Genomic DNA, 20,091 nt, shown 5'->3' with positions numbered 1-20,091 from the left:
AGCAAATAACCTTGCCCAAAGAAATGAGGAAAAAATACACACATCTTTTTTTTGATTTGGATAACACATTGTGGGATTTTAAAACCAATTCAATGTATGCCATGCAGGAAACTTTTAGGTTGCTCAATCTGGAAAAGAAAGGTGTGGAATTTGGCCATTTTTTTAATACTTATTCCTTGCATAACGACAGCTTGTGGGCTGCTTATCGTAAAAAGGAAGTAACCAAAAAAGAGCTTACCCGACAGCGTTTTCAATTAACTTTCGATTCATTAGAAATAGATAATGTTGATGCCTTGATGATGAACGATATGTATTTGAAGGAAATGCCCAAACAATCGCATTTGATTGACGGGGCCAGAGAAATTCTTGATTATACAAAATCAAAAGGCTATCGTTTATTTATAATAACCAATGGTTTTAAAGAAGTTCAACACGAGAAGTTAAAACAATCGGGTCTCCAAAACTATTTCGAAAAGGTATTTATTTCGGAAGAAATAAAAATGCCAAAACCCGGTCGCGAAATATTCGAGCATGCTATTAAATCTTCCAATGCAAAGAAAAAATCGAGCCTGATGATCGGCGACGATTGGGAGGTTGATATTCGTGGTGCATTGAATTTTGGAATTGATGCAGTTTATTTTAATCGTTTAAAGCAGCCAAAAAGTAACTCGGCCGGAGATGTTAAAATCATCGATTCGCTGAAGGAGTTGTTTCTGGTTTTGTAATTGGTCTGAAAAGTTTTCTACTTCTGCACTCGAGTCTACCTGGTTCAGGTTATCGGCTTTCATTTGCAGTATTATTTTCCGCGTTGGCATCTGCTTCAATTGATCGGACCTTTCCATTATTTTATTTAACACTCATATTATTGGCCTTTTCATGTCGTATTGGTGCGTTGTAAGTGTCATTTGATGACAATTTGTAGCACAATGTGGGTTTATTCTATCTTTTAAGCGTGATTTGTTAATTTCTGTTAACATTTATTTAATATGTAATAATGCATATATGTAATTTTTACAAGAAGTTAAAAATGAATGATTTGTGTTTTGTGGATTCGAGTTGTGTTGTCAATGAATGGTGTGAAAATATAGCAAAAAGAAATAAAATGTGTCTAGTTGACATCATTCAGTTGTGCGATAGGAATAAAATATGAATATTTGAGTCGCTCAAATTAAGAGTTGAAAATGAAAGTTTGCTGTTGATGTAAAGTTTTACAGGAACAAATTTGGGGGAATTTGATTTTCATTTTCAAAGACGAAAAATATCAAAACGCTGTTTAATTAATGCTTAAAATGTTTTTATCAGGGAGTTCAATATCCAACAGACTTATCGAAAGAAAAATTATATCAATTGTACATGTGCAAGGTGCTGAAAACCCTAGTGCGTGTGACATTAAAGTTATATCCGACGAGTTTCAAATCTAGTTTTTAATATTAATCTAAAATTGTTTTTTATGAAAAAAATCGCGCTTATTATGTCATTTCTGGTTTTGCTGGGAGTGACTGTGGTAAATGCTCAGACCAAGATCGTTACCGGTACGGTTACATCCAGCGAGGATGATCTGCCAATTCCGGGAGTTTCTGTTTCTGTTGCAGGAACAACTCTGGGTACCGTAACCGACATTGACGGAGTTTTTAATTTGAAAGTTCCACAAGATGCAGAGGCTTTATTGGCCAGTTTTGTGGGTATGAAAACACAAACCGTTGAGTTGGGAGAGGGTTCAGAATACAGTATTGTAATGGAGCCCGACCTTGTTGGTATCGACGAAGTTGTGGTTACTGCATTAGGTATTTCTCGCGAGAAAAAATCTTTGGGGTATTCAGCTCAGCAGCTAACCGGCGAAGATATTGCCGCAGTTAAAGATGCGAACGTTGTGAACTCCTTATCGGGAAAAGTTGCCGGTGTGCAGGTAACAGGATCGCCTGGTAGTCTTGGTGGTTCTTCGCGTATTGTTATTCGTGGAGTAAACTCCATTTCAGGTAACAACCAGCCATTATTTATTGTGGATGGTACACCAATCGACAACTCAAACTTTAACACTACCGGAACACAAAACGGTGGTGGTGGTACTGACTGGGGTAACTCTGCAGCAGATATCAACCCTGAAGATATTGAGTCGATGACAGTGCTGAAAGGTGCCAATGCTGCTGCGCTTTACGGTTCGCGTGCTGCCAACGGTGTAATCCTTATCACCACTAAAAAAGGTACAAAACGCAAAGGTATTGGCGTTTCTGTTACTTCGGGTGTAAATGTTACAACAGTTTCATTGTTGCCTGATTATCAGGATGAATACGGTGGTGGTTACAAACAGTCGTTTGACATTTATGAGCCAACCGGTGAGCCTATTGTAAACTACGCAGCCGACGAAAGTTGGGGACCACGTATGGAGGGCCAGTTGGTGCGTCAGTGGTATAGCTGGTACGAGGATGATCCAAACTACGGACAGATGACTCCATTTATTCCTCATCCTGACAACGTGAAAGACTTTTACGAAACCGGTATTACAACCAACAATAATATATCTATTGAAGGTGGTGGTGAAGGTACACTGTTCCGTTTATCTTATACTAATTATCAGCAAACTGGTACATTGCCTACTTCTGAATTAAACAGAAATACAATTGCCTTTAACGGAAGCTCAAAACTTACTGAAAAATTAACTGCTTCAGCAAGTGTTAACTATGTTAAAACCAAAAACGATGGTATTCCTTCTCAAGGATATTCTGGTGTTCAGGGTAACGTTGTAACCAGTTTTAACCAGTGGTTCCAGCGTCAGATCGATATGGATCAACTGGCCAATTATAAAACAGCGGATGGTATGGACCGTACCTGGAACATTAGTTCGCCAACTAATACACATCCATTATACTGGGAGAACCCATATTGGGTAATTAACGAAAGTCCTGCAAATATGATGAGGGACCGTGTATACGGTAATGTTTCGTTGAGATACGATTTGCTTCCTGGTCTTACTGTTCAGGGATGGGCACGTACCGACTTCTACAACGACCGTCGTGAACAAAGAATTGCTTCAGGATCTATTCCTCAGGCCTGGTACGAGGAGCAAGTTCGTCAGATTGAAGATAATAACTTCGAATTCCTGGCAACTTATACTAAAAACCTGGGATCTGACTTTTCTTTAGATGCCAACCTTGGTGCCAACAAACGTGTACGTAACTATTATAACAACACTGCCAGTACCAATGGTGGTTTAAGTGTACCTAACTTCTTTAATGTAAGTGCTTCAATCGACCGTCCTTCTATTACCGATTACAAATCGAAAAAAGTTGTAAACTCGGTATACGGTAGCGCAAGTTTCGGTTACAAGAGTATGGCTTTCGTTGATGTATCATTACGTAACGACTGGTCTTCAACTTTACCTGACGGAGACAACTCTTACCTGTATCCTGCTGTAACAGGTACATTCCTTTTCTCAGAACTAATCGAAGACGACTCATTCCTTTCATTAGGAAAAGTTAGAGCAAGTTGGTCGCAGGTAGGTAACGATACCGATCCTTATCAGTTGGCCGTAACCTATTCTTCTCAAAATAACTACGGAAGTTATCCTGCCTATGCAGTACCTAATAACCTGAAAAATGCCGACCTGAAACCTGAAACCATCGAAACTGTGGAGTTTGGTGCTGAGTTTGGTTTCTTTAAAAACCGTTTAGGTTTGGATGTTACTTACTACGATATTAAATCGAAAGACCAGATCCTTGGTTTAAGTACTGCAAGTACAAGCGGTTATAGTTCGGCAGTTGTTAATGCCGGATTGATTACCAATAAAGGATGGGAAGTAATGTTGCGTGCACGACCTGTTGATAGAGAGTTTTCATGGGATGTTGTTGTGAACTGGGCAAAAAATAATAACAAGGTGGTAAGATTGGCTGAAGGCGTTGATAATTACGTTTTGGCAAGTTGGGGACCTTCGATTAATGCTAAAGAAGGTGAAACCTACGGTACATGGGTAACCGACGGTTTTACATACAACGACAACGGAGAGCGTTTAGTGGATGAAGATGGTTACTATGTTCGTTCAACCAACCAAACTTACGGTTCGTATTTACCAGATTGGACTGGTGGTGTAACCAACTCATTCGCTTACAAAGGAATTTCGGTAAGTGCTTTGGTTGATTTCCAAAAAGGTGGTCAGCTTTATTCAGTAACTAACCGTTACGGTGAATATTCTGGATTGTTGGCTTCAACTGCTGGTGATAACGCTAAAGGAAACCCAATGAGGGATCCGGTTAGCGAAGGCGGGGGTATGCTTGCAGAAGGTGTACATGAAGACGGAACTCCAAACGAAGTTTACATCGAAGCTGTTGATTACTGGAAAGCGATGAGAAACTACAGAGAGAACTATTTATACGATGCAAGCTTTATCAAGTTGAGAGAAGTGAAAATTGGTTACTCACTGCCAAGCAGTTTGTTTGCCAATACATTTATCAACGGAGTTAATGTTGCATTGGTAGGACGAAACCTGGCTATCCTTCATAAAAATATTCCTAACGTTGATCCTGAAAGTGCATACGGTTCGGGCAACATCCAGGGATTTGAGAATGGTCAGCATCCAAGTACCAGAACTGTGGGTTTCAGCGTAAATGTTAAATTTTAACAAGTTAAGAAGAAGATATTATGAAGAGATATATTAAGAAATCAGTTTTTGCCCTGCTATTTGCTAGCTTATTTGTGGGCTGTACAAAAGATTTCGAAGAAATCAATACCGATCCGAACAACGTTACGGATGTGCCAACTGCATACCTGATGACTCAGGCGCAGCGTTCAATATTAGGACAGCGTTTTAATACAACATCTTTGCTGTATTCGCAGCAGTGGTCTGAAACGCAGTATACCAATACATCGAGATACCAAACTGCCGAAGCAAGTTTTAACGGTTTTTATACAGGGCCTTTGGCAGATTTAGAGCAGATTATTACTATTAACTCTGATGAGGCTACTGCGAGCGATGCTACAGCTTCAGGTTCAAATGCCAACCAGATTGCTGTTGCAAGAATCCTGAAAGTATATACTTTTCAGTTGATAACTGATGTTTGGGGTGAGATTCCTTATAGCGATGCATTAAGAGGATCGGAAGCCTTTAAGCCAACTTACGATACGCAGGATGCGATTTATGCCGACTTTGTTACTGAATTAACTGAGGCTGCTGCACAGATTGATGTAAATGCTGCTGGTATGGAAGGCGACATTATTTTCGGTGGTGATATGGCTGCCTGGAAAAAATTCGCCAACTCACTAAAAGCTCGCGTTGGAATCCGCATGAGTGAAGCCGATGCAGCTGCTGCACAAAGCGCTGTAGTTTCTGGTTTGGCAGGAGGTTTCGAAAGCAACGCTGACAATGCCTTGTTTACCTACCTGGCAGATGCTGCAAACTGGAATCCATACTACGACCACTTCTTAACAAGAACTGACTATGCAATCAGCAACACATTGGCTGATTATATGGCTGCAATAAGCGATCCACGTTTACCTGTTTATGCCGATCCTGCTCCAAATACCGGAACTGTTGTTGGTATGCCTTACGGAGTATCCGATGCTATATCAGGTAGTATCACCAATGCCGAGATTTCTTTCCCGGGTATTGCTGTACGTTCTGCCGACAGTCCGGGTATCATGCAAACTTATTCTGAGTTGCTGTTTATTAAAGCCGAAGCCGCAGCCAGAGGATGGATCAGCGACGATCCTGCCACTGTGTACGAAGAAGCTATTACTGCCAGCATGGAATTCTGGGGAATTGATGAAGCCAGCATTGCTGATTATTTAGCACAGGAAGCGGTTGCTTATGACGCAGCTAACTACAAAAAATCAATTGGTGAGCAAAAGTGGGTAAGCTTATACATGGATGGTCAGGAAGCATGGTCGGAGTGGAGACGCCTCGATTATCCTGAACTGGCACCTGCGCCTGCTGCATACCAGGACAGAGAGATTCCTCGTCGTAGAGCATATACGCAAAACGAGTACGACCTGAACGAAGAAAATGTAAAAGCAGCTGTTTCTCGTCAGGGCGAAGATGCAATGGAAACTCACATTTGGTGGGATAAATAATATTAAAAATACTTATCGACCCTGTTGAGGGACTTTAGGTTATTAATTAAAGAGCGGCCGGTAAGATTTCTTACCGGCTTTTCTTTTGGTTTTTAATTGTATGACAAAAATCATGTATTTGAGATAAAGATCATAAGTAATTTTTAAAAACATGTAAATTGCATAAAATCAACAAGTTTGCAGTGCTTGTGCTTGTGGTGTAATTGTTGTATTGTTTCTTTAATATTATCTATTTGTCAGTTATACTGAAAAAAAACTTACACTTTCTTTAAAAAATCAAATCTTCTTTTAATATTTGTAATTGTCAAAAAAGAATAAATAGTTCTTTTAATTGTGAGGGGTATTACTGAAAATAGGGATTTGGGGGAATCCTTTTCAGAAATTACAAAAAATAAATGCTGTTTAATTATTACTTAAAAATGTTTCTATGAAGGGGGTAAACATTCATTTGATCTTAAATCAAAATCTTAGGTTCCATTTAAATCGGTTCAGTAGTTAGCTGTCGATTAGTGTTCTGCAATAGCGTTACTCGCATGTCGGGGGTAATAACGTTGTTGGAAAGGTCTGGGAAATTGGCTAACTGTTAAAAAAATTAACAATTAGTAAAAGTTTCAGCGATAAACAAAGAATCATAATAAACCAAAAAAGAAAATTCGTTTTTAATCTTAATAAAATTTTTCTGAATGGAAGGGATTAGGAAAAATAGCTTTTTAAAGACAGGAATCTTGAGAAGTGAAACAATATTAAAAATGGTAAAAGTATATGACCGGGAGGTATTCACTCTACATTTACTCACAATTACCCTTCGTAGAATCTTAAATCCTCCCGGTTTTTCTCGAATATGAATAAAAATGCTTAAAACAATTTTTATAGCGCTTTAATTAATAACTTAAAATTATTTCTATGAAAAAATTTGCGATTTTTTTATCGATACTCCTTTTCATGGGTAATTTGGTAACTTTCGCTCAAACGAAGACAATAACCGGTACGGTTATTTCTGCTGATGACGATATGCCAATACCCGGAGTTTCGGTTGCGGTACTAGGTACTACATTAGGAACAGTCACCAACATTGATGGTGAATATACTTTGAAAGTACCTCAAGATGCACAATCACTGGTTTTCAGTTTTGTTGGAATGAAAACTGAAGAAGTAGCGATTTCAGGTTCTACTGTTGATGTTACTTTGCAACCACAAGCCATTGGTGTTGACGAGGTTGTTGTAACAGCACTTGGTATTTCCCGTGAGAAAAAGTCATTGGGATATAGTGCACAAAGTGTACAAAGCGACGCTTTAACTAAAGCTGCATCACCTAACGTAATGAACTCGCTTTCTGGTAAAGTAGCCGGTGTTCAGATTAACCAAACCGGTGGTCAGGTTGGTGCTTCTTCGCGTATCGTTATTCGTGGTAACAGTTCGTTTGGCGATAACCAACCACTTATTGTAGTGGATGGTATTCCAATTTCAAACTCTAACCACACTGCTGGCGACGTTGACTTTGGTAGTGGTTTGAACGACATCAACCCACAGGATATCGAGAACATCTCGGTACTTAAAGGTGGTGCTGCTGCTGCACTTTATGGTATGCGTGCAGGACACGGTGTTATCCTTATCACAACGAAATCTGGTAAAGGTTCTGCTAAAGGTGTTTCTGTAACTTACGATGGTAACTACAATTTCGACCAGGTTGCACGTATCCAGGAATTCCAGGATAAATACGGACAAGGTTACTTAGGTAGTGAATTCTGGCACCAGTATTATGCACCAGAAATGTCATACCAGGACTTTGCAACCGGTGGTTTCGATCCGGGTGTAGGTTTTACTTATTACGACGGTATTGGTAACGGTGTAAACGACGGTGTTGACGAAAGTTGGGGACCACGTTTGGATATTGGTTTAAATATTCCTCAGTACAACAGTCCTGTTGACGGAAGTGGTAACAGAGCTGCTACTCCATGGATTTCTCGTCCTGATAACATTAAAGACTTATACGTTGTTGGACACACAACAAGCCACAACATCGGAATCACTTCGGTAGGCGATAACTCAAGTACTCGTTTCTCATTAGGTTTTATGGACCAGGCAGGTACATTACCAAATACAGGTTTGAAACGTTACAATGCAGGTGTTAATTCAAGAGTAACTCTGAATAAATACATCGAGTTTAACACTACTATTAACTATGCGCGTACCGAGAGTGATAACCTGGTACAAACAGAGTACAACGCAAGTAACCCATTGCAGTCAATTGGTCAGTGGTTCGGTCGTCAGGTTGATATGGTTGACCTGAAAGAAAACTGGAAAACTTCAATGGATAATGGTTTCCCATACAACTGGAACAGTAACTACCACAATAACCCTTACTGGAGTTTGTATAACAACACCAACGAATTGCAAAAAGACAGGGTATTTGGTAAAGCATCTATTTTTGTGAAACCAGTTACCGGTTTAACTATCGAAGGTCGTTTAGGTATGGACTACTATAGCCAGCGCATGATGCGTGTGACTTATTCTGGTTCAAACGAAACAATCTTGAGCGCTTCGAATGCTGAATTCCACGGTGGTAGCTTCTACCAAAACAAAATCAGCCGTTCGGAAATAAATGCAGACATTATTGCAACTTATCAGAAACATTTTGGTGATTTTGACCTGAGTGCAATGGCAGGTGCTAACTACCGCGATATGCAGTACGAAAGCTCTGACCTTGGAGCATCTCAGTTAACAGTGCCAAACTTGTTTACTATTTCTAACGTTAGCGGTAGTCCTTCTACCGGCATGGATCACTCGTGGGTTCGCACAAACAGTGTGTACGGTTCTGCTTCATTAGGTTACGCTAACTGGATTTATTTAGATGTAAGTGTACGTAACGACTGGAGTTCTACTATTGAAGATCCTTTCTTCTACCCTGCAGTTAGTATGAGTTTCTTGCCTCTTGAGGCATTCGATATCGAATCAAACACTATCTCGTATTTGAAACTGCGTGGTGGTTGGTCTCAGGTTGGTGCTGCAACAAGTGCATACCGAACTGATCCTTACTTCTCTGCAAGTTCAAGTACCATTTATGGTGTAACTCAGTATTCTCAGGCAACTACATATCCTCCGTTAAGTTTGAAACCGGAAAATATTGAAACTACAGAGGTTGGTCTTGAAGCGAATTTCTTTGATAACCGTTTAGGTGTTGATTTAGCGTATTACGATAAAACAACTACCGACCAGATTATGAGTGTTTCAATCTCAAAAGCTACCGGTTATAACTCAACTCTGGTAAATGCCGGTGAGATTAACAACAAAGGTATCGAAGTACAGTTAACAGGAAGCATTCTTAAAAAACGTAATGGTTTAAACTGGGATGTAACATTAAACTGGGCTAGAGATAAATCAGAAATTATTGAGCTTTATACTGACCCAAATTCAGGTCAGGAACTTGAATCATACCAAATTGGTGGCCAGTGGGGAACTACTGTTGAAGCACGTCCTGGTGATGAGTGGGGTGTAATTTACGGAAACGGTATGGTACGCGACGACAATGGAGCTATTGTTGTTGGATCAAACGGAAGACCATTAATCGAAGGTCCTAAAAAATTGGGTGCTGTTAACCCTGACTGGATGGGTGGTATCAGCAACGAATTCTCATACAAAAACTGGAGCGCCGGTTTCTTAATCGAAGTACGTAAAGGTGGCGATATCTTTAGTGTATCGAACATGTTTGGTGCTTATGGTGGTCAGCTTGGCTTTACTGCTACTGGCGATGTTCGTGAAACAGGTATCGTTCTTGGCGAAAACTTCTTTACAGATAAAACTTTCGTAAAAGAAGATGGTACGCCTAACGATCTTACTACTTCTGCTCAAAGTTTCTTCGAGTCGTACTACAGTAACCGCGAACTTTCAGTATACGATGGTTCTTATGGTAAATTACGTGAAGCACACATTACTTACAATTTCCCTAAAGGATTGTTTGGTGCTGGCAACTTTATCAAAGGAGGTTCTGTATCGTTGGTTGGAAACAACCTGGCTATTTTATGGTTGCACGATTCAAACATGGCAAAAATCGATCCTGAGAACGTAACAGGTTCAGGTAACGGCGGTGTTGGTCTTGAGTCAACTTCTCTTCCTTCATCAAGAAGTTTTGGTGTTAAATTGAATTTGAAATTCTAAACCATATTGAGAGATGAGAACACATGTTATAATACGTAACCTTTTCGGAAAAGGGAAGTATTCGAGCGATGTTCTAAATTCAATTGATAAAATAAAAATGATAGATATGAAAAATATAATAGGAAAATTACTAGCAGTTAGTTTTCTCATGGCCTTCCTTGTAGTAGGATGTACCGACGATTTCGAGGAGATTAACACTGACCCGGACCGTGCAAAAGATGCGCCGGCAACGAACGTACTTGCCTTTGTGCTGCGTTACCATACTGACACCTTTTACGATTCATGGAACAACTTGAATGAGCCTGAATCATACGGAGGTCACATTGCAAAGATTCAGTACATTGATGAAGCTCGTTACAACTTCCGTCCAGGAGTTGTTGAAAATAAATGGTACTATGGTTATATTCAGTTAAATAACCTGTACGAAATTCGTAAAAAAGCGGAAGCTGATGAAGCTGACAACATGTTGGCAGTGGCTAAAACTTTGGAAGCAATGATCTTCCAGATTTTGACTGATACATGGAGAGATATTCCTTACACTGATGCAATTCAGTTGGGCGAAGGTGTATTACTTCCATCGTATGATACTCAGGAAGAGATTTATCCTGCAATGTTAGCTTCGCTTGAAGAAGCCAACGCTTTGTTTAACGCCGGATCGAATGATAACTTAGGCGACGGAGATGTTCTTTTTGATGGTGATACTGAAAAATGGCAAAAATTCTGTAACTCTTTACGTTTGCGTATGGCAATGCGTATTTCAGATGTTGATCCATTAGGAAAATCTACTATCGAAACCATTATGGGAAATCCTTCGGCTAACCCAATTATGGAAAGCAACGACGATAACGCTTTCTTCTGGTACCCGGGAAGTACTCCATACCAGGAGCCTTGGTACGAAGATGGAACAGGTCGTGATGACCACGGTGTTTCTGACGTTTTAATCGATGCATTGAAAGATCTTAACGACCCAAGATTGTCGATTATTGCAAAACCTGCCACTGAAGATGGTGAGTACCGCGGTTTCACAATTGGTGGTGTTGCACAGCCAGCTTTACCAACTATTTCGCGTATTGGTGCTCGTTACAGAGACGATGCTGCCGGATTCTCTCCTTACATGCGTTATGCAGAGGTAATGTTCCACATTGCTGAAGCTGCTCAAAAAGGATACAACGTAGGAATGAGTGCTGAAGAAGCATACGAAGCTGCTGTTACTGCTTCTTGCGAAGAGAATGGTGTTGAGGCTGCTGATATCACTGCTTATTTAGCTGCTGATGCTGCATTCGACGGAACATTGGAGCAAATTTACTGGCAAGAGTGGATCGCCTTATTTAAACAAGGTATGGAAGCTTGGTCGTTGTACCGCAGAACTGGTGTGCCAACAACACACTATGTTGCTCCGGGATCAGCATATACAGGTCATAACACTCCTCCTTTCCGTTACCCTTACCCGAACAATGAGCTTACATTGAACGGTGGTAACTCAAGTTCTTTTGCTGCTGAGGTAGTAGATGACTTCTGGGGAAAACAAATGTGGTGGGATACCCGTACAGGTGTTCAATAGATCACAGTTAATCGATATTAATTGATTAAAAATATAGAGAGCTGCGGCATTTGCCGTGGCTCTTTTTTTTGAAAGCCCCCATCCTTTTATGAATATTGCCGTTTGCGTTTCGTCCGGGAGAACCAATTAGCTTCGATCAGCATACTTCGCCGGACGATTCCTTTCGGTTATTTCATCCCGGCGCTAGGCACCGGGTTAATTATATTCAACGCTTTCAGCGCCATAAAAGGATTGGAATTCTGCCATAGCAGGTCAGGTAACTCTGCATAACTTTCTAACTCTTCTCAATATCCCGAAGGGATAAAATATGATTAACCTCGGGTGAAACCCGGGGTTGATGTAAAAGTAAATTAAAGGCGCAATCAATAAGCTATTCAGAGAACAATCGTTGTATGCGCCTCGTAATCTGAATGTCCTTAAGAAATGCTATCTACAGGCCTCACTTTCATTCCTGTTGGTGATTCCCGGGAATCATGAAAGTTTTTTAGAATAAACAAATTGCAGGTATATACGCGCTGAAAGTGCGTTGTCATTTAAACCCGGGGCAGCGCCTTGGGGAAAAGGAAGTAAGACGTTAATTGTGCGGCGAAATTGGTCAATCGAAGCTAGTTGCTTCTTCCGGACACTAAAAGAAGACAATACTCATGAAAAGTTTTTTCTGTAAAAGGAGGCTGAATGACAAATAGAAACCTGCAGCAGCAAACAAAAGTCCCGGACTATATTAAAGTAGAAAATAAAGTCCGGGACTCTACATTAAAAGCCATTGAGCAGGTGACTCCAAGTCACCTGCTCAATAACTCTTTACAACGAGTTATAATAATCAACAAGTTGAGTTAGATCTTCGGCGCTTTTAAATTTTAATTTGTTCTTCTTAATATAAGCGTCAAGCTCTTTTTGGTGCGCATCGATTACCTCATCCAGATCTTTGCTTTTTTTAATTTTTATGGCCGGAGCTCCGGGTTTTTGCACGTATAATACATCGGGTTTTGGAATAAACTTAGGTGGCTGTGCTTCTTTGTAGGCAGCTTCTTCTGTGGCTTCCTGGTAAAAAATATCAGGTTTGGCCAATAAGTTAAGATTGCCTTCTGCCAGTACTTTAAAAAATCCTTGTTTGGTATTTCTAGTAGTGGTTAAGTAGTCGGTATAAATCATTTCTGTTTCGCCCAATTTTGCCCGTTCAACTGTTTCCGGTTGTGCCAGTTCCAAAATAGTACCATCGCTTGTTTTAAATTCAAGGTTGTCGTTATAAATGTTGTAACGAAGTGGTACATCGGGAACCTGGGTTTTTGCCGTAGTATAAATTGTGCCGTTCACAAAAGCATCATCAAGGTAAGGCGATCCTTCTATTGCATATTGAGGTACATTGTTGCTTGGTCTGTTGGTAGTCATCTGGTTGGTTCTCAGATAATCCATTTTCTCAATAATCTCGTAATTCAGGTATTGAGCCTGCGAGAATGCTACGCAAATTATTACGAGTAAAAATGTTAATGCCGATTTCTTCATTTTCTATTGTTTAATGTTTCGTTTAAAGATATAAAATTAAGATAAACTGTAAACCATAAGATCTGCTTAAGGTCGTATGTCCTTTTAATTTGTTCTTTTGTATCAGAGCTTTCCTGGTAATTTCGATGTTGTAAGGCGGGATAGTCTTAGGATTGCAGAAAAGTTTCTGAGGAGAAAGAGTTGCCGTCTGCTTAGTTGAAGTCTCGAATTAAAGATGCACCGGGCGAGAATAGTTTTAAGGTCATATTTACCATTACCTTATGAATTCGCTAACAATCGGCTAAAAGTTTTTAATATTCAATTAGAAAAGTTATGTTTAACAAAATATTGAAATGAGTAATATCATTACATACAAAATCTTTCCTGAGATAAAATTGGTGCTGGAGCTTGCCATAGGAGAACTGCATTATAAGCCTTTTGAAGATTACAAAAGGAGGCTAATCGATGATAGTGCTTTTGACAGTTCTTTTAATCACTTGTCCGTTTTTTATCATAGTGAATTTTGTTTTGCCAAAGAGGATATTGAGAATTATAAAAATTTTTTAGCGGAGAATAAAAAAGTAATTGGTGACAGAAAAGTTGCGGTATTAACAAGTGCGCCCAAGCATGTGGCTATTAGCACAATATATGCAAATGCGGTGAAAGATCTTCCGATGAATTTTATGATTTTCAGCACCTATAAAGCTGCACTATCCTGGTTAGATATCCCTTTAGAATATGAATCAAAGTTTACCCAGGTAATAAACGATATCGCATCGTCTTAAGCAAGTGGTGTTTGACATTTCATCTGACTGATCTTCGTTTGAGAAAAAGCCTTCGAAAGTAAAATTCCTAAGTTTTCCGTTTCTTTTTCTTAGCCGCCGGGAACAGCACATTATTTAAAATTAGCCGGTAACCCGGAGAGTTGGGGTGCAGGCTCAGGTCGGTTGGCGGATCACCGATCAGGTGGCGGTAATCTTCCGGATCGTGGCCACCGTAAAATGTCCAGAATCCTTTGCCTTGCTCACCATGGATATAGCGCGCTTCGTTGGCCGGTTTGTTTTCGCCCAGTACAAGCACGTTCGATTTTAGTACCTCTTTGCGGTAAGCTGTTGTTTGCCCCATAAAACCTTTAATCAGGTTGTGGTGGTTTTGGCAAAGCATAGTAGGAATCGGATCCCACTTGGCCGAAAAATCAAACAAGGTAAAGTAATCGTTCTCACGGGCTACATGCCTGTGTTCGGTAGCATCAATATTCGAAAACTCGTAGGCATAAGGACTTTTTTCCAGCTTAAAATTCTCGAAAGCAAAAGTGTTGTGGAAGTCGAGTTTCTCATCAACGTTAGCTTCCATGGGATCGCCGTCGAACATACTTTCGCAAATGTCAACACCCACTGCTGCCAGCGAAATATCGTAAGTATCGGTAGCCGCACACATGGCAAACAGGAAGCCGCCGTTTTGCACGTATTTTTGTATTTCGCGCGTTACAAACGATTTCATTTCCGACACCTTCATAAAACCCAGTTTTTGTGCAAGCTGTTTGTTAATGCTCACTTCCTCCTGGTACCACGGCATGTGCTGGTACGAGCGCCAGAATTTACCAAACTGCCCCGTAAAATCTTCGTGGTGCAGGTGCAGCCAGTCGTAATCCTTCAGGTTGCCGTTTAGTATTTCTTCGTCGTAAATAATATCGTAGTTAATTTCGGCGTAGGTTAAAACCATAGTAACCGCATCGTCCCAGGGTTGTTTGTTGGGTGGCGAGTAAACGGCAATTTTCGGTGCTTTATTCATCGCCACGGCATCCTGGTTAACATCGGGCTGCGCAATTTCGTTTAAAATTCCCGACGCTTGTGCATCACTTATTACCTCGAAACTAACTCCACGAATCACGCACTCATTTTCAATTTCGGGGTAGTGCTGCATTAAAAAACTGCCTCCACGGTAGTTGAGCAGCCACTTTACCTCAATGTCCTGTTCCAGCACCCAATAAGCAATACCGTACGATTTCAGGTGGTCCTTTTGCGTGTCATCCATTGGGATGAGCAGCGAAATGGCTCCGGCATGCAATGCCATAAAGAGCAGAACCGGCAAAAGGAATATTTTTATGAGTGTGCGCATGTTGTTTTTGTATTATTACAGCGAAACGGGATTTTGGTTCAACTTGATTTGCCAATGATGATTAACGATTTTTGATTTCAGAAGTGATTTCATCGCGTACTTGTATTTATTTTAATCTCAAATCTTCAATCGTTAATCTAAATTCATCATTTATTATTCATCCTTAATCCTTTCTAAAACGGTGCATCGCTGGTTGATGAGCTTTGGCTGTCGAACCCACTGTTGGATGACATTCCTGCAGCCAGGCTGTCGTCGTCCTGATTCATCGATGAACCAAAGGTTTGAACCTCCTGCGAGAAATCTCCCGAATCGAATTGCGGATCGAGATCGGAGAAACGCGCCATTTCTTTCTGGAAACGAAGTGGAACATCGGCGGTGGCACCGTTACGGTGTTTTGCAATGATCAACTCAGCAATTCCCAGCAGCGAATTACCCGATTCGTCTTCGGTAATACCAAAATACTCCGGACGGTGGATGAAACACACAATATCGGCATCCTGCTCAATCGCTCCCGACTCACGAAGGTCGGATAGCTGCGGGCGTTTGCCTTCGCGCGATTCAACGGCACGGCTCAACTGCGAAAGTGCAATAATCGGTACATCCAGCTCCTTGGCAATAGCTTTCAGCGAGCGAGAGATCATACTTACTTCCTGTTCACGACTTCCGCGGGTATCGGTTCCGGCGGTCATCAGCTGCAGGTAATCGACAATGATAATGTCGACATCATGCTGCATTTTCAAACGGCGGCACTTTGCCCTGAATTCAAAAATCGAAAGTGCAGGTGTATCATCGATAAAAATAGGTGCTTCATCAAGCGTTTTAATTCGCTGGTTTAGCTGTGCCCATTCGTAATCTTCAAGTTTACCGGTCTTAATTTTTTCACCACCTAATTCCGATTCTGCCGAAATTAAACGGTTTACCAACTGTAACGACGACATCTCGAGCGAGAAAATTGCCACTGCCTGTCGGTGATCAACAGCCATATTTCGGGCCATTGATAACACGAAAGCCGTTTTTCCCATCGCAGGACGTGCAGCCAGAATAACCAGTGCCGAGCGTTCCCAACCCGAAGTAATCCGGTCTACCGCAGTAAATCCTGATGGTACACCACTTAATCCGTCGGGTTTGCTACGTGCTGCTTCAATTTGAAGCACTGCCTGGTTCAGGATAGGCTTGATCGGTACTGTCTCCTTTTTAATATTTCCTTCGGATACCTGGAACAATGCCGACTCTGAAAAGTCGATCAGGTCGTCAACATCGATGGTATCGTCGTAAGCTTTTGTCTGAATTTCGGAAGAAACACGAATCAACTCGCGCTGCATAAATTTTTGGGCAATAATACGCGCGTGAAATTCGATGTGTGCAGCCGAAGCAACACGGCGGGTAAGCTGGGTGATATAACCCGGTCCGCCTACCTCGTCTAATTGGTCACGGTCCTTTAATTCCTGTGTTACCATCAACAGGTCGACAGGCTTTTCCTTTCCCGAAAGGGTTTTAATCGCGTCGAATATTTTTCGGTGTTCCTCTTTGTAAAAACTGTTCGAATCAATAGTATCGGCAACCGTAACATACGCGTCGCGCTCAAGCATTAGCGCTCCAAGCACAGCTTCCTCAACATCAACTGCCTGAGGCGGCAATTGGCCATATTGCGCGTTGATTTGTTCTACTGTATTTTGTTGTTGATTGGTTTTTTTTCGTTGTGCCATATTGCTTCTGTATGCATAAAAATTTACCGCCACCTTCTGTATTAGCGGGTATCAAAAATAGAAATTTAACTTGCCTGATACAAGAAATTCTGCGCTCTCTTATCAACTCGCGCTATTCACAATTGTTGATAGTTTTCTAACCTAATTTCTCCTCAATAATTTGAGTAATAATGCTTTTTAGTGTGCTCCCCATTGCGCCGATTTGCTGCGGAATAAAGCTGGTAGCAGTCATTCCGGGCGTGGTATTTACTTCAAGGAAATAGAACTCTTCGCCTTGCAAAATGAAGTCAATTCGAACGATTCCTGAGCATTCGCACAAGTCGTAAATCTGCGAAGTTAATTCCTGACACTTTTTGAAAAGCGGTTCGGGTAACCTCGCAGGGGTAATTTCCTGTGTAGCTCCCGGCGTATATTTTGCTTCGAAATCGAAAAACTCATTTTGCGGAATTACTTCGGTAATCGGGAAAACCACTTTCTCGCCTTTTAAACGAACGGCGCCACAGGTAAACTCGTGTCCGTCGATAAATTGTTCCACCAGCGCTTCTTCGCTTTCTTTCCAGGCTTTTTCAATGGCCGCTTTTACTTCACCGGTTTCTTTAACTTTGGTAATTCCAAAGCTCGAACCTCCTGCATTAGGTTTTACGAAAATGGGCAAACCCAAATCTTTAACAATAGCTTCGGCATCAATAGCTTCGCCTTTTGTGAATTTTTTCGATATCGCCATTTTTATGCCGTGCGAACGCAGGTAGTTGTTGCAAAACCACTTGTTAAAAGTAAGCGACGACGAATGAACGTTGCAAGTAGAGTAGGGAACATTCAGCAATTCGAAATAAGCTTGTAAAATCCCGTCTTCACCCGGAGTTCCGTGAATGGTGATGTAAGCAAAATCGAATTTTATTTTTTCGTTGTTTACGGTAAAACTAAAATCCGATTTATCGATGTCGGCAATTTTTTCCTCGTTTTGAAAAACTTCCCAGTTTAGTCCCTGCATTTGAACTAGCCATGGTGTAAATTTCTCGCTGTCGACAGCTTTTAAAACGTTTGCTCCGCTTTTTACGGACACTACAAATTCCGATGAATCGCCTCCGGCAATTACGGCTATATTGGGTTTGTTGTTCTTACTCATTTCTGTTTGCTATATAATTTTCCCATTTATCAATTGCGGTGGCCATGTCTTCAGGCATTTCCGAATTGAATAACATTTTTTCTCCTGTTGTTGGATGAATAAATCCGAGTGTTTTGGCGTGCAGCGCCTGGCGGGGCAACACTTTAAAACAGTTTTGTACAAACTGCCTGTATTTGCTGAAAGTGGTGCCGCGCAAAATCTGGTCGCCACCATAATTACTGTCGTTAAAAAGCGTGTGGTTAATGTGTTTCATGTGCACCCTGATCTGGTGTGTGCGCCCGGTTTCCAGACGGCATTCAACCAGTGTAACATAACCAATGCGGCGCAGCACTTTATAATGCGTAACCGCATGTTTCCCGTAATCGCCTTCAGGAAATACGGTAAAAACCTGCCTGTTTTTAAGGCTTCGCCCGATGTGTCCGGTTATTGTGCCTTCGTCTTCTTTTACACTTCCCCAAACCAGAGCATGGTAGCGGCGCTCGGTGGTTTTTTCAAAAAACTGTAGCGCCAGCTTATTTTTTGCCAGTTCGGTTTTGGCCACAACCAACAGTCCCGAAGTATCTTTATCGATACGGTGAACCAGTCCCGGTCGTGGATCTTCGCTGTTAAACAACGGAAGGTCGCGGAAATACCAGGCCAATGCATTCACCAAAGTACCGGTGTAGTTGCCATGGCCGGGATGCACCACCAGACCAGGTGGTTTATTTATTACGATCAGCTGATCGTCTTCGTAAACAATATCCAACGGAATATCTTCGGGGATAATCTTTAGCTCGCGCCGCGGAAAATCCATCACGATCAAAATCTCCTCGTTGGGTTTTATTTTGTAATTGGGTTTTACTGGTTTTCCGTCCACCAGAATATTTCCTGCATCGGCAGCAGCCTGAATGCGGCTTCGCGAGGCGTTGTCAATTCGGTTCGAAAGAAACTTATCGATACGCAGGGGAGATTGCCCCGGATCGACAGATAAACGGTAATGTTCGTACATTTCGCCTTCTTCCGGCTCTTCGTTTTCCTGATTGTAATCTACCATTTTTAAAAATTTCTTTCGTACGACTGGTTAATAATTGTTGTGTCGGTGGTTAACCAAATGTCAACCGATGATCCCAGGTTTACATTTTTTGTAAACTTCGGATCGGGAAGTTGTTTCCATATTCTTGCACTTGCCGAGTCTTCGGCTGTTTCAGCAGTTTCGTCGTAAATAATGGCTCCCATATTCAGCATAGCATCGGTAATAGTCGACCTGGCTTCTTCCATTGAGAATCCGGTAAGGTTGGGCAGTGTTGTTTGCATATTTCCCTGGCTGCGACCAACAACCAGATCAACATCAGAGCCTTTAATAATTTTGTCGCCTTCGAAAATTTCAACAGAATCCTGAAGCGATTTAAGAACCAGATCGTTGTATTCCGATGGTTGATACGAAATATTACCCACTTGTAATCCGGTGCTTTCAATAAGTACCTGTGCCTGGCGGAACGAAATATCGGTCAATCGCGGCAGAACAACTTTTTCGGGCTCGTTTGAGTTTATGGTAATGCGGATTACACGGTTTTCTTTTACATGCGAATTGGCCAACGGCAATTGATCGACAACCGTTCCCGGCTCGAAATTTTTGTTGTAAACCGAATCGATTACTTCTACACGCAGCTTATTGTTTTCGGCGCTGGCAGTAGCTTCATCCAAACTCAGACCTGTTAAAGCCGGAACCGGATAAGAAACACCATGTTGGGTGTATAGTTGCAATCCTTTAAAGGTTATAAAAAGGAGAAGCGCCACTAGCCCGATGGCAATTAACAGGTGCATTATAAAAGCACGGCTGGTGATAAATTTTCCTAAACTCATTTTTTTTGTACAGTACTTATTTAAGAGAACAAAAATAAGTC

Annotated in this window: 12 protein-coding genes; 6 read left to right on the top strand and 6 right to left on the bottom strand. The window is 41.2% G+C overall.

All coding sequences use genetic code 11. From position 1 onward, the window contains the following. Positions 1-23 precede the first annotated feature (23 nt). The 5 genes from QZ576_RS10300 (at position 24) to QZ576_RS10280 (ending at position 11,776) form a co-directional block, all read left to right on the top strand. A complete protein-coding gene (locus QZ576_RS10300; protein ID WP_297096767.1) occupies positions 24-725 on the top strand; it encodes a YjjG family noncanonical pyrimidine nucleotidase in 702 nt (233 codons plus the stop codon). 725 nt (positions 726-1,450) lie between these two features. Continuing rightward, positions 1,451-4,612: a SusC/RagA family TonB-linked outer membrane protein gene (locus tag QZ576_RS10295; RefSeq protein WP_297096764.1), complete on the top strand. Its 3,162-nt coding sequence runs from the start codon at positions 1,451-1,453 to the stop codon at positions 4,610-4,612. Positions 4,613-4,632: 20 nt separating this feature from the next. Next, positions 4,633-6,060, top strand: coding sequence for a SusD/RagB family nutrient-binding outer membrane lipoprotein (locus QZ576_RS10290; protein WP_297096762.1), 1,428 nt, complete (start codon positions 4,633-4,635; stop codon positions 6,058-6,060). Positions 6,061-6,963: 903 nt separating this feature from the next. Next, entirely contained in the window at positions 6,964-10,215 is a 3,252-nt protein-coding gene (locus QZ576_RS10285) for a SusC/RagA family TonB-linked outer membrane protein (RefSeq protein WP_297096761.1), read from the top strand. 106 nt (positions 10,216-10,321) lie between these two features. Then, the gene (locus tag QZ576_RS10280; RefSeq protein ID WP_297096759.1) at positions 10,322-11,776 is read left to right on the top strand and encodes a SusD/RagB family nutrient-binding outer membrane lipoprotein; all 1,455 of its coding nucleotides are present in this window, start codon (positions 10,322-10,324) and stop codon (positions 11,774-11,776) included. 801 nt (positions 11,777-12,577) lie between these two features. Here QZ576_RS10280 and QZ576_RS10275 read toward each other — a convergent pair. Continuing rightward, positions 12,578-13,279 carry a hypothetical protein gene (locus QZ576_RS10275; protein ID WP_297096757.1) on the bottom strand — a complete coding sequence of 234 codons (702 nt, stop codon included), beginning with the start codon at positions 13,277-13,279 and terminating at the stop codon, positions 12,578-12,580. 332 nt (positions 13,280-13,611) lie between these two features. On the opposite strand from QZ576_RS10275, the gene QZ576_RS10270 reads away from it, so the two are divergent. After that, complete coding sequence (locus QZ576_RS10270) at positions 13,612-14,043, top strand: hypothetical protein (protein WP_297096754.1); 432 nt, start codon at positions 13,612-13,614, stop codon at positions 14,041-14,043. Positions 14,044-14,110: 67 nt separating this feature from the next. On the opposite strand, the gene QZ576_RS10265 is transcribed toward QZ576_RS10270, so the two are convergent. The 5 genes from QZ576_RS10265 to QZ576_RS10245 all read right to left on the bottom strand — a co-directional run bounded on the left by QZ576_RS10265 (position 14,111) and on the right by QZ576_RS10245 (position 20,050). Continuing rightward, complete coding sequence (locus QZ576_RS10265; protein ID WP_297096752.1) at positions 14,111-15,376, bottom strand: hypothetical protein; 1,266 nt, start codon at positions 15,374-15,376, stop codon at positions 14,111-14,113. A gap of 173 nt (positions 15,377-15,549) precedes the next feature. Continuing rightward, positions 15,550-17,082, bottom strand: a complete 1,533-nt coding sequence (gene dnaB / locus QZ576_RS10260; protein WP_297096750.1) for a replicative DNA helicase — start codon at positions 17,080-17,082, stop codon at positions 15,550-15,552. 136 nt (positions 17,083-17,218) lie between these two features. Then, positions 17,219-18,208 carry a D-alanine--D-alanine ligase gene (locus tag QZ576_RS10255; protein WP_297096748.1) on the bottom strand — a complete coding sequence of 330 codons (990 nt, stop codon included), beginning with the start codon at positions 18,206-18,208 and terminating at the stop codon, positions 17,219-17,221. Next, a complete protein-coding gene (locus QZ576_RS10250; RefSeq protein ID WP_297096745.1) occupies positions 18,201-19,241 on the bottom strand; it encodes an RluA family pseudouridine synthase in 1,041 nt (346 codons plus the stop codon). The genes QZ576_RS10255 and QZ576_RS10250 overlap by 8 nt, the downstream gene beginning before the upstream one ends. A gap of 2 nt (positions 19,242-19,243) precedes the next feature. After that, positions 19,244-20,050 (bottom strand): PASTA domain-containing protein, encoded by an 807-nt coding sequence (locus tag QZ576_RS10245; protein WP_297096743.1) that lies wholly within the window; start codon positions 20,048-20,050, stop codon positions 19,244-19,246. Between the last annotated feature and the right edge of the window lie 41 nt (positions 20,051-20,091).

It is taken from the genome of uncultured Draconibacterium sp., from assembly GCF_913060805.1.
Classification (GTDB): Bacteria; Bacteroidota; Bacteroidia; order Bacteroidales; family Prolixibacteraceae; genus Draconibacterium.
This window is presented reverse-complemented; position numbering and strand designations above follow the sequence as displayed.

Coding starts and splice junctions, on each gene's coding strand:
- QZ576_RS10250 (WP_297096745.1), bottom strand. CDS start 19,241: ATGGTAGATTACAATCAGGAAAACGAAGAGCCGGAAGAAGGCGAAATG.
- QZ576_RS10285 (WP_297096761.1), top strand. CDS start 6,964: ATGAAAAAATTTGCGATTTTTTTATCGATACTCCTTTTCATGGGTAAT.
- QZ576_RS10255 (WP_297096748.1), bottom strand. CDS start 18,208: ATGAGTAAGAACAACAAACCCAATATAGCCGTAATTGCCGGAGGCGAT.
- QZ576_RS10295 (WP_297096764.1), top strand. CDS start 1,451: ATGAAAAAAATCGCGCTTATTATGTCATTTCTGGTTTTGCTGGGAGTG.
- QZ576_RS10265 (WP_297096752.1), bottom strand. CDS start 15,376: ATGCGCACACTCATAAAAATATTCCTTTTGCCGGTTCTGCTCTTTATG.
- QZ576_RS10300 (WP_297096767.1), top strand. CDS start 24: ATGAGGAAAAAATACACACATCTTTTTTTTGATTTGGATAACACATTG.
- QZ576_RS10290 (WP_297096762.1), top strand. CDS start 4,633: ATGAAGAGATATATTAAGAAATCAGTTTTTGCCCTGCTATTTGCTAGC.
- dnaB (WP_297096750.1), bottom strand. CDS start 17,082: ATGGCACAACGAAAAAAAACCAATCAACAACAAAATACAGTAGAACAA.
- QZ576_RS10275 (WP_297096757.1), bottom strand. CDS start 13,279: ATGAAGAAATCGGCATTAACATTTTTACTCGTAATAATTTGCGTAGCA.
- QZ576_RS10280 (WP_297096759.1), top strand. CDS start 10,322: ATGAAAAATATAATAGGAAAATTACTAGCAGTTAGTTTTCTCATGGCC.
- QZ576_RS10270 (WP_297096754.1), top strand. CDS start 13,612: ATGAGTAATATCATTACATACAAAATCTTTCCTGAGATAAAATTGGTG.
- QZ576_RS10245 (WP_297096743.1), bottom strand. CDS start 20,050: ATGAGTTTAGGAAAATTTATCACCAGCCGTGCTTTTATAATGCACCTG.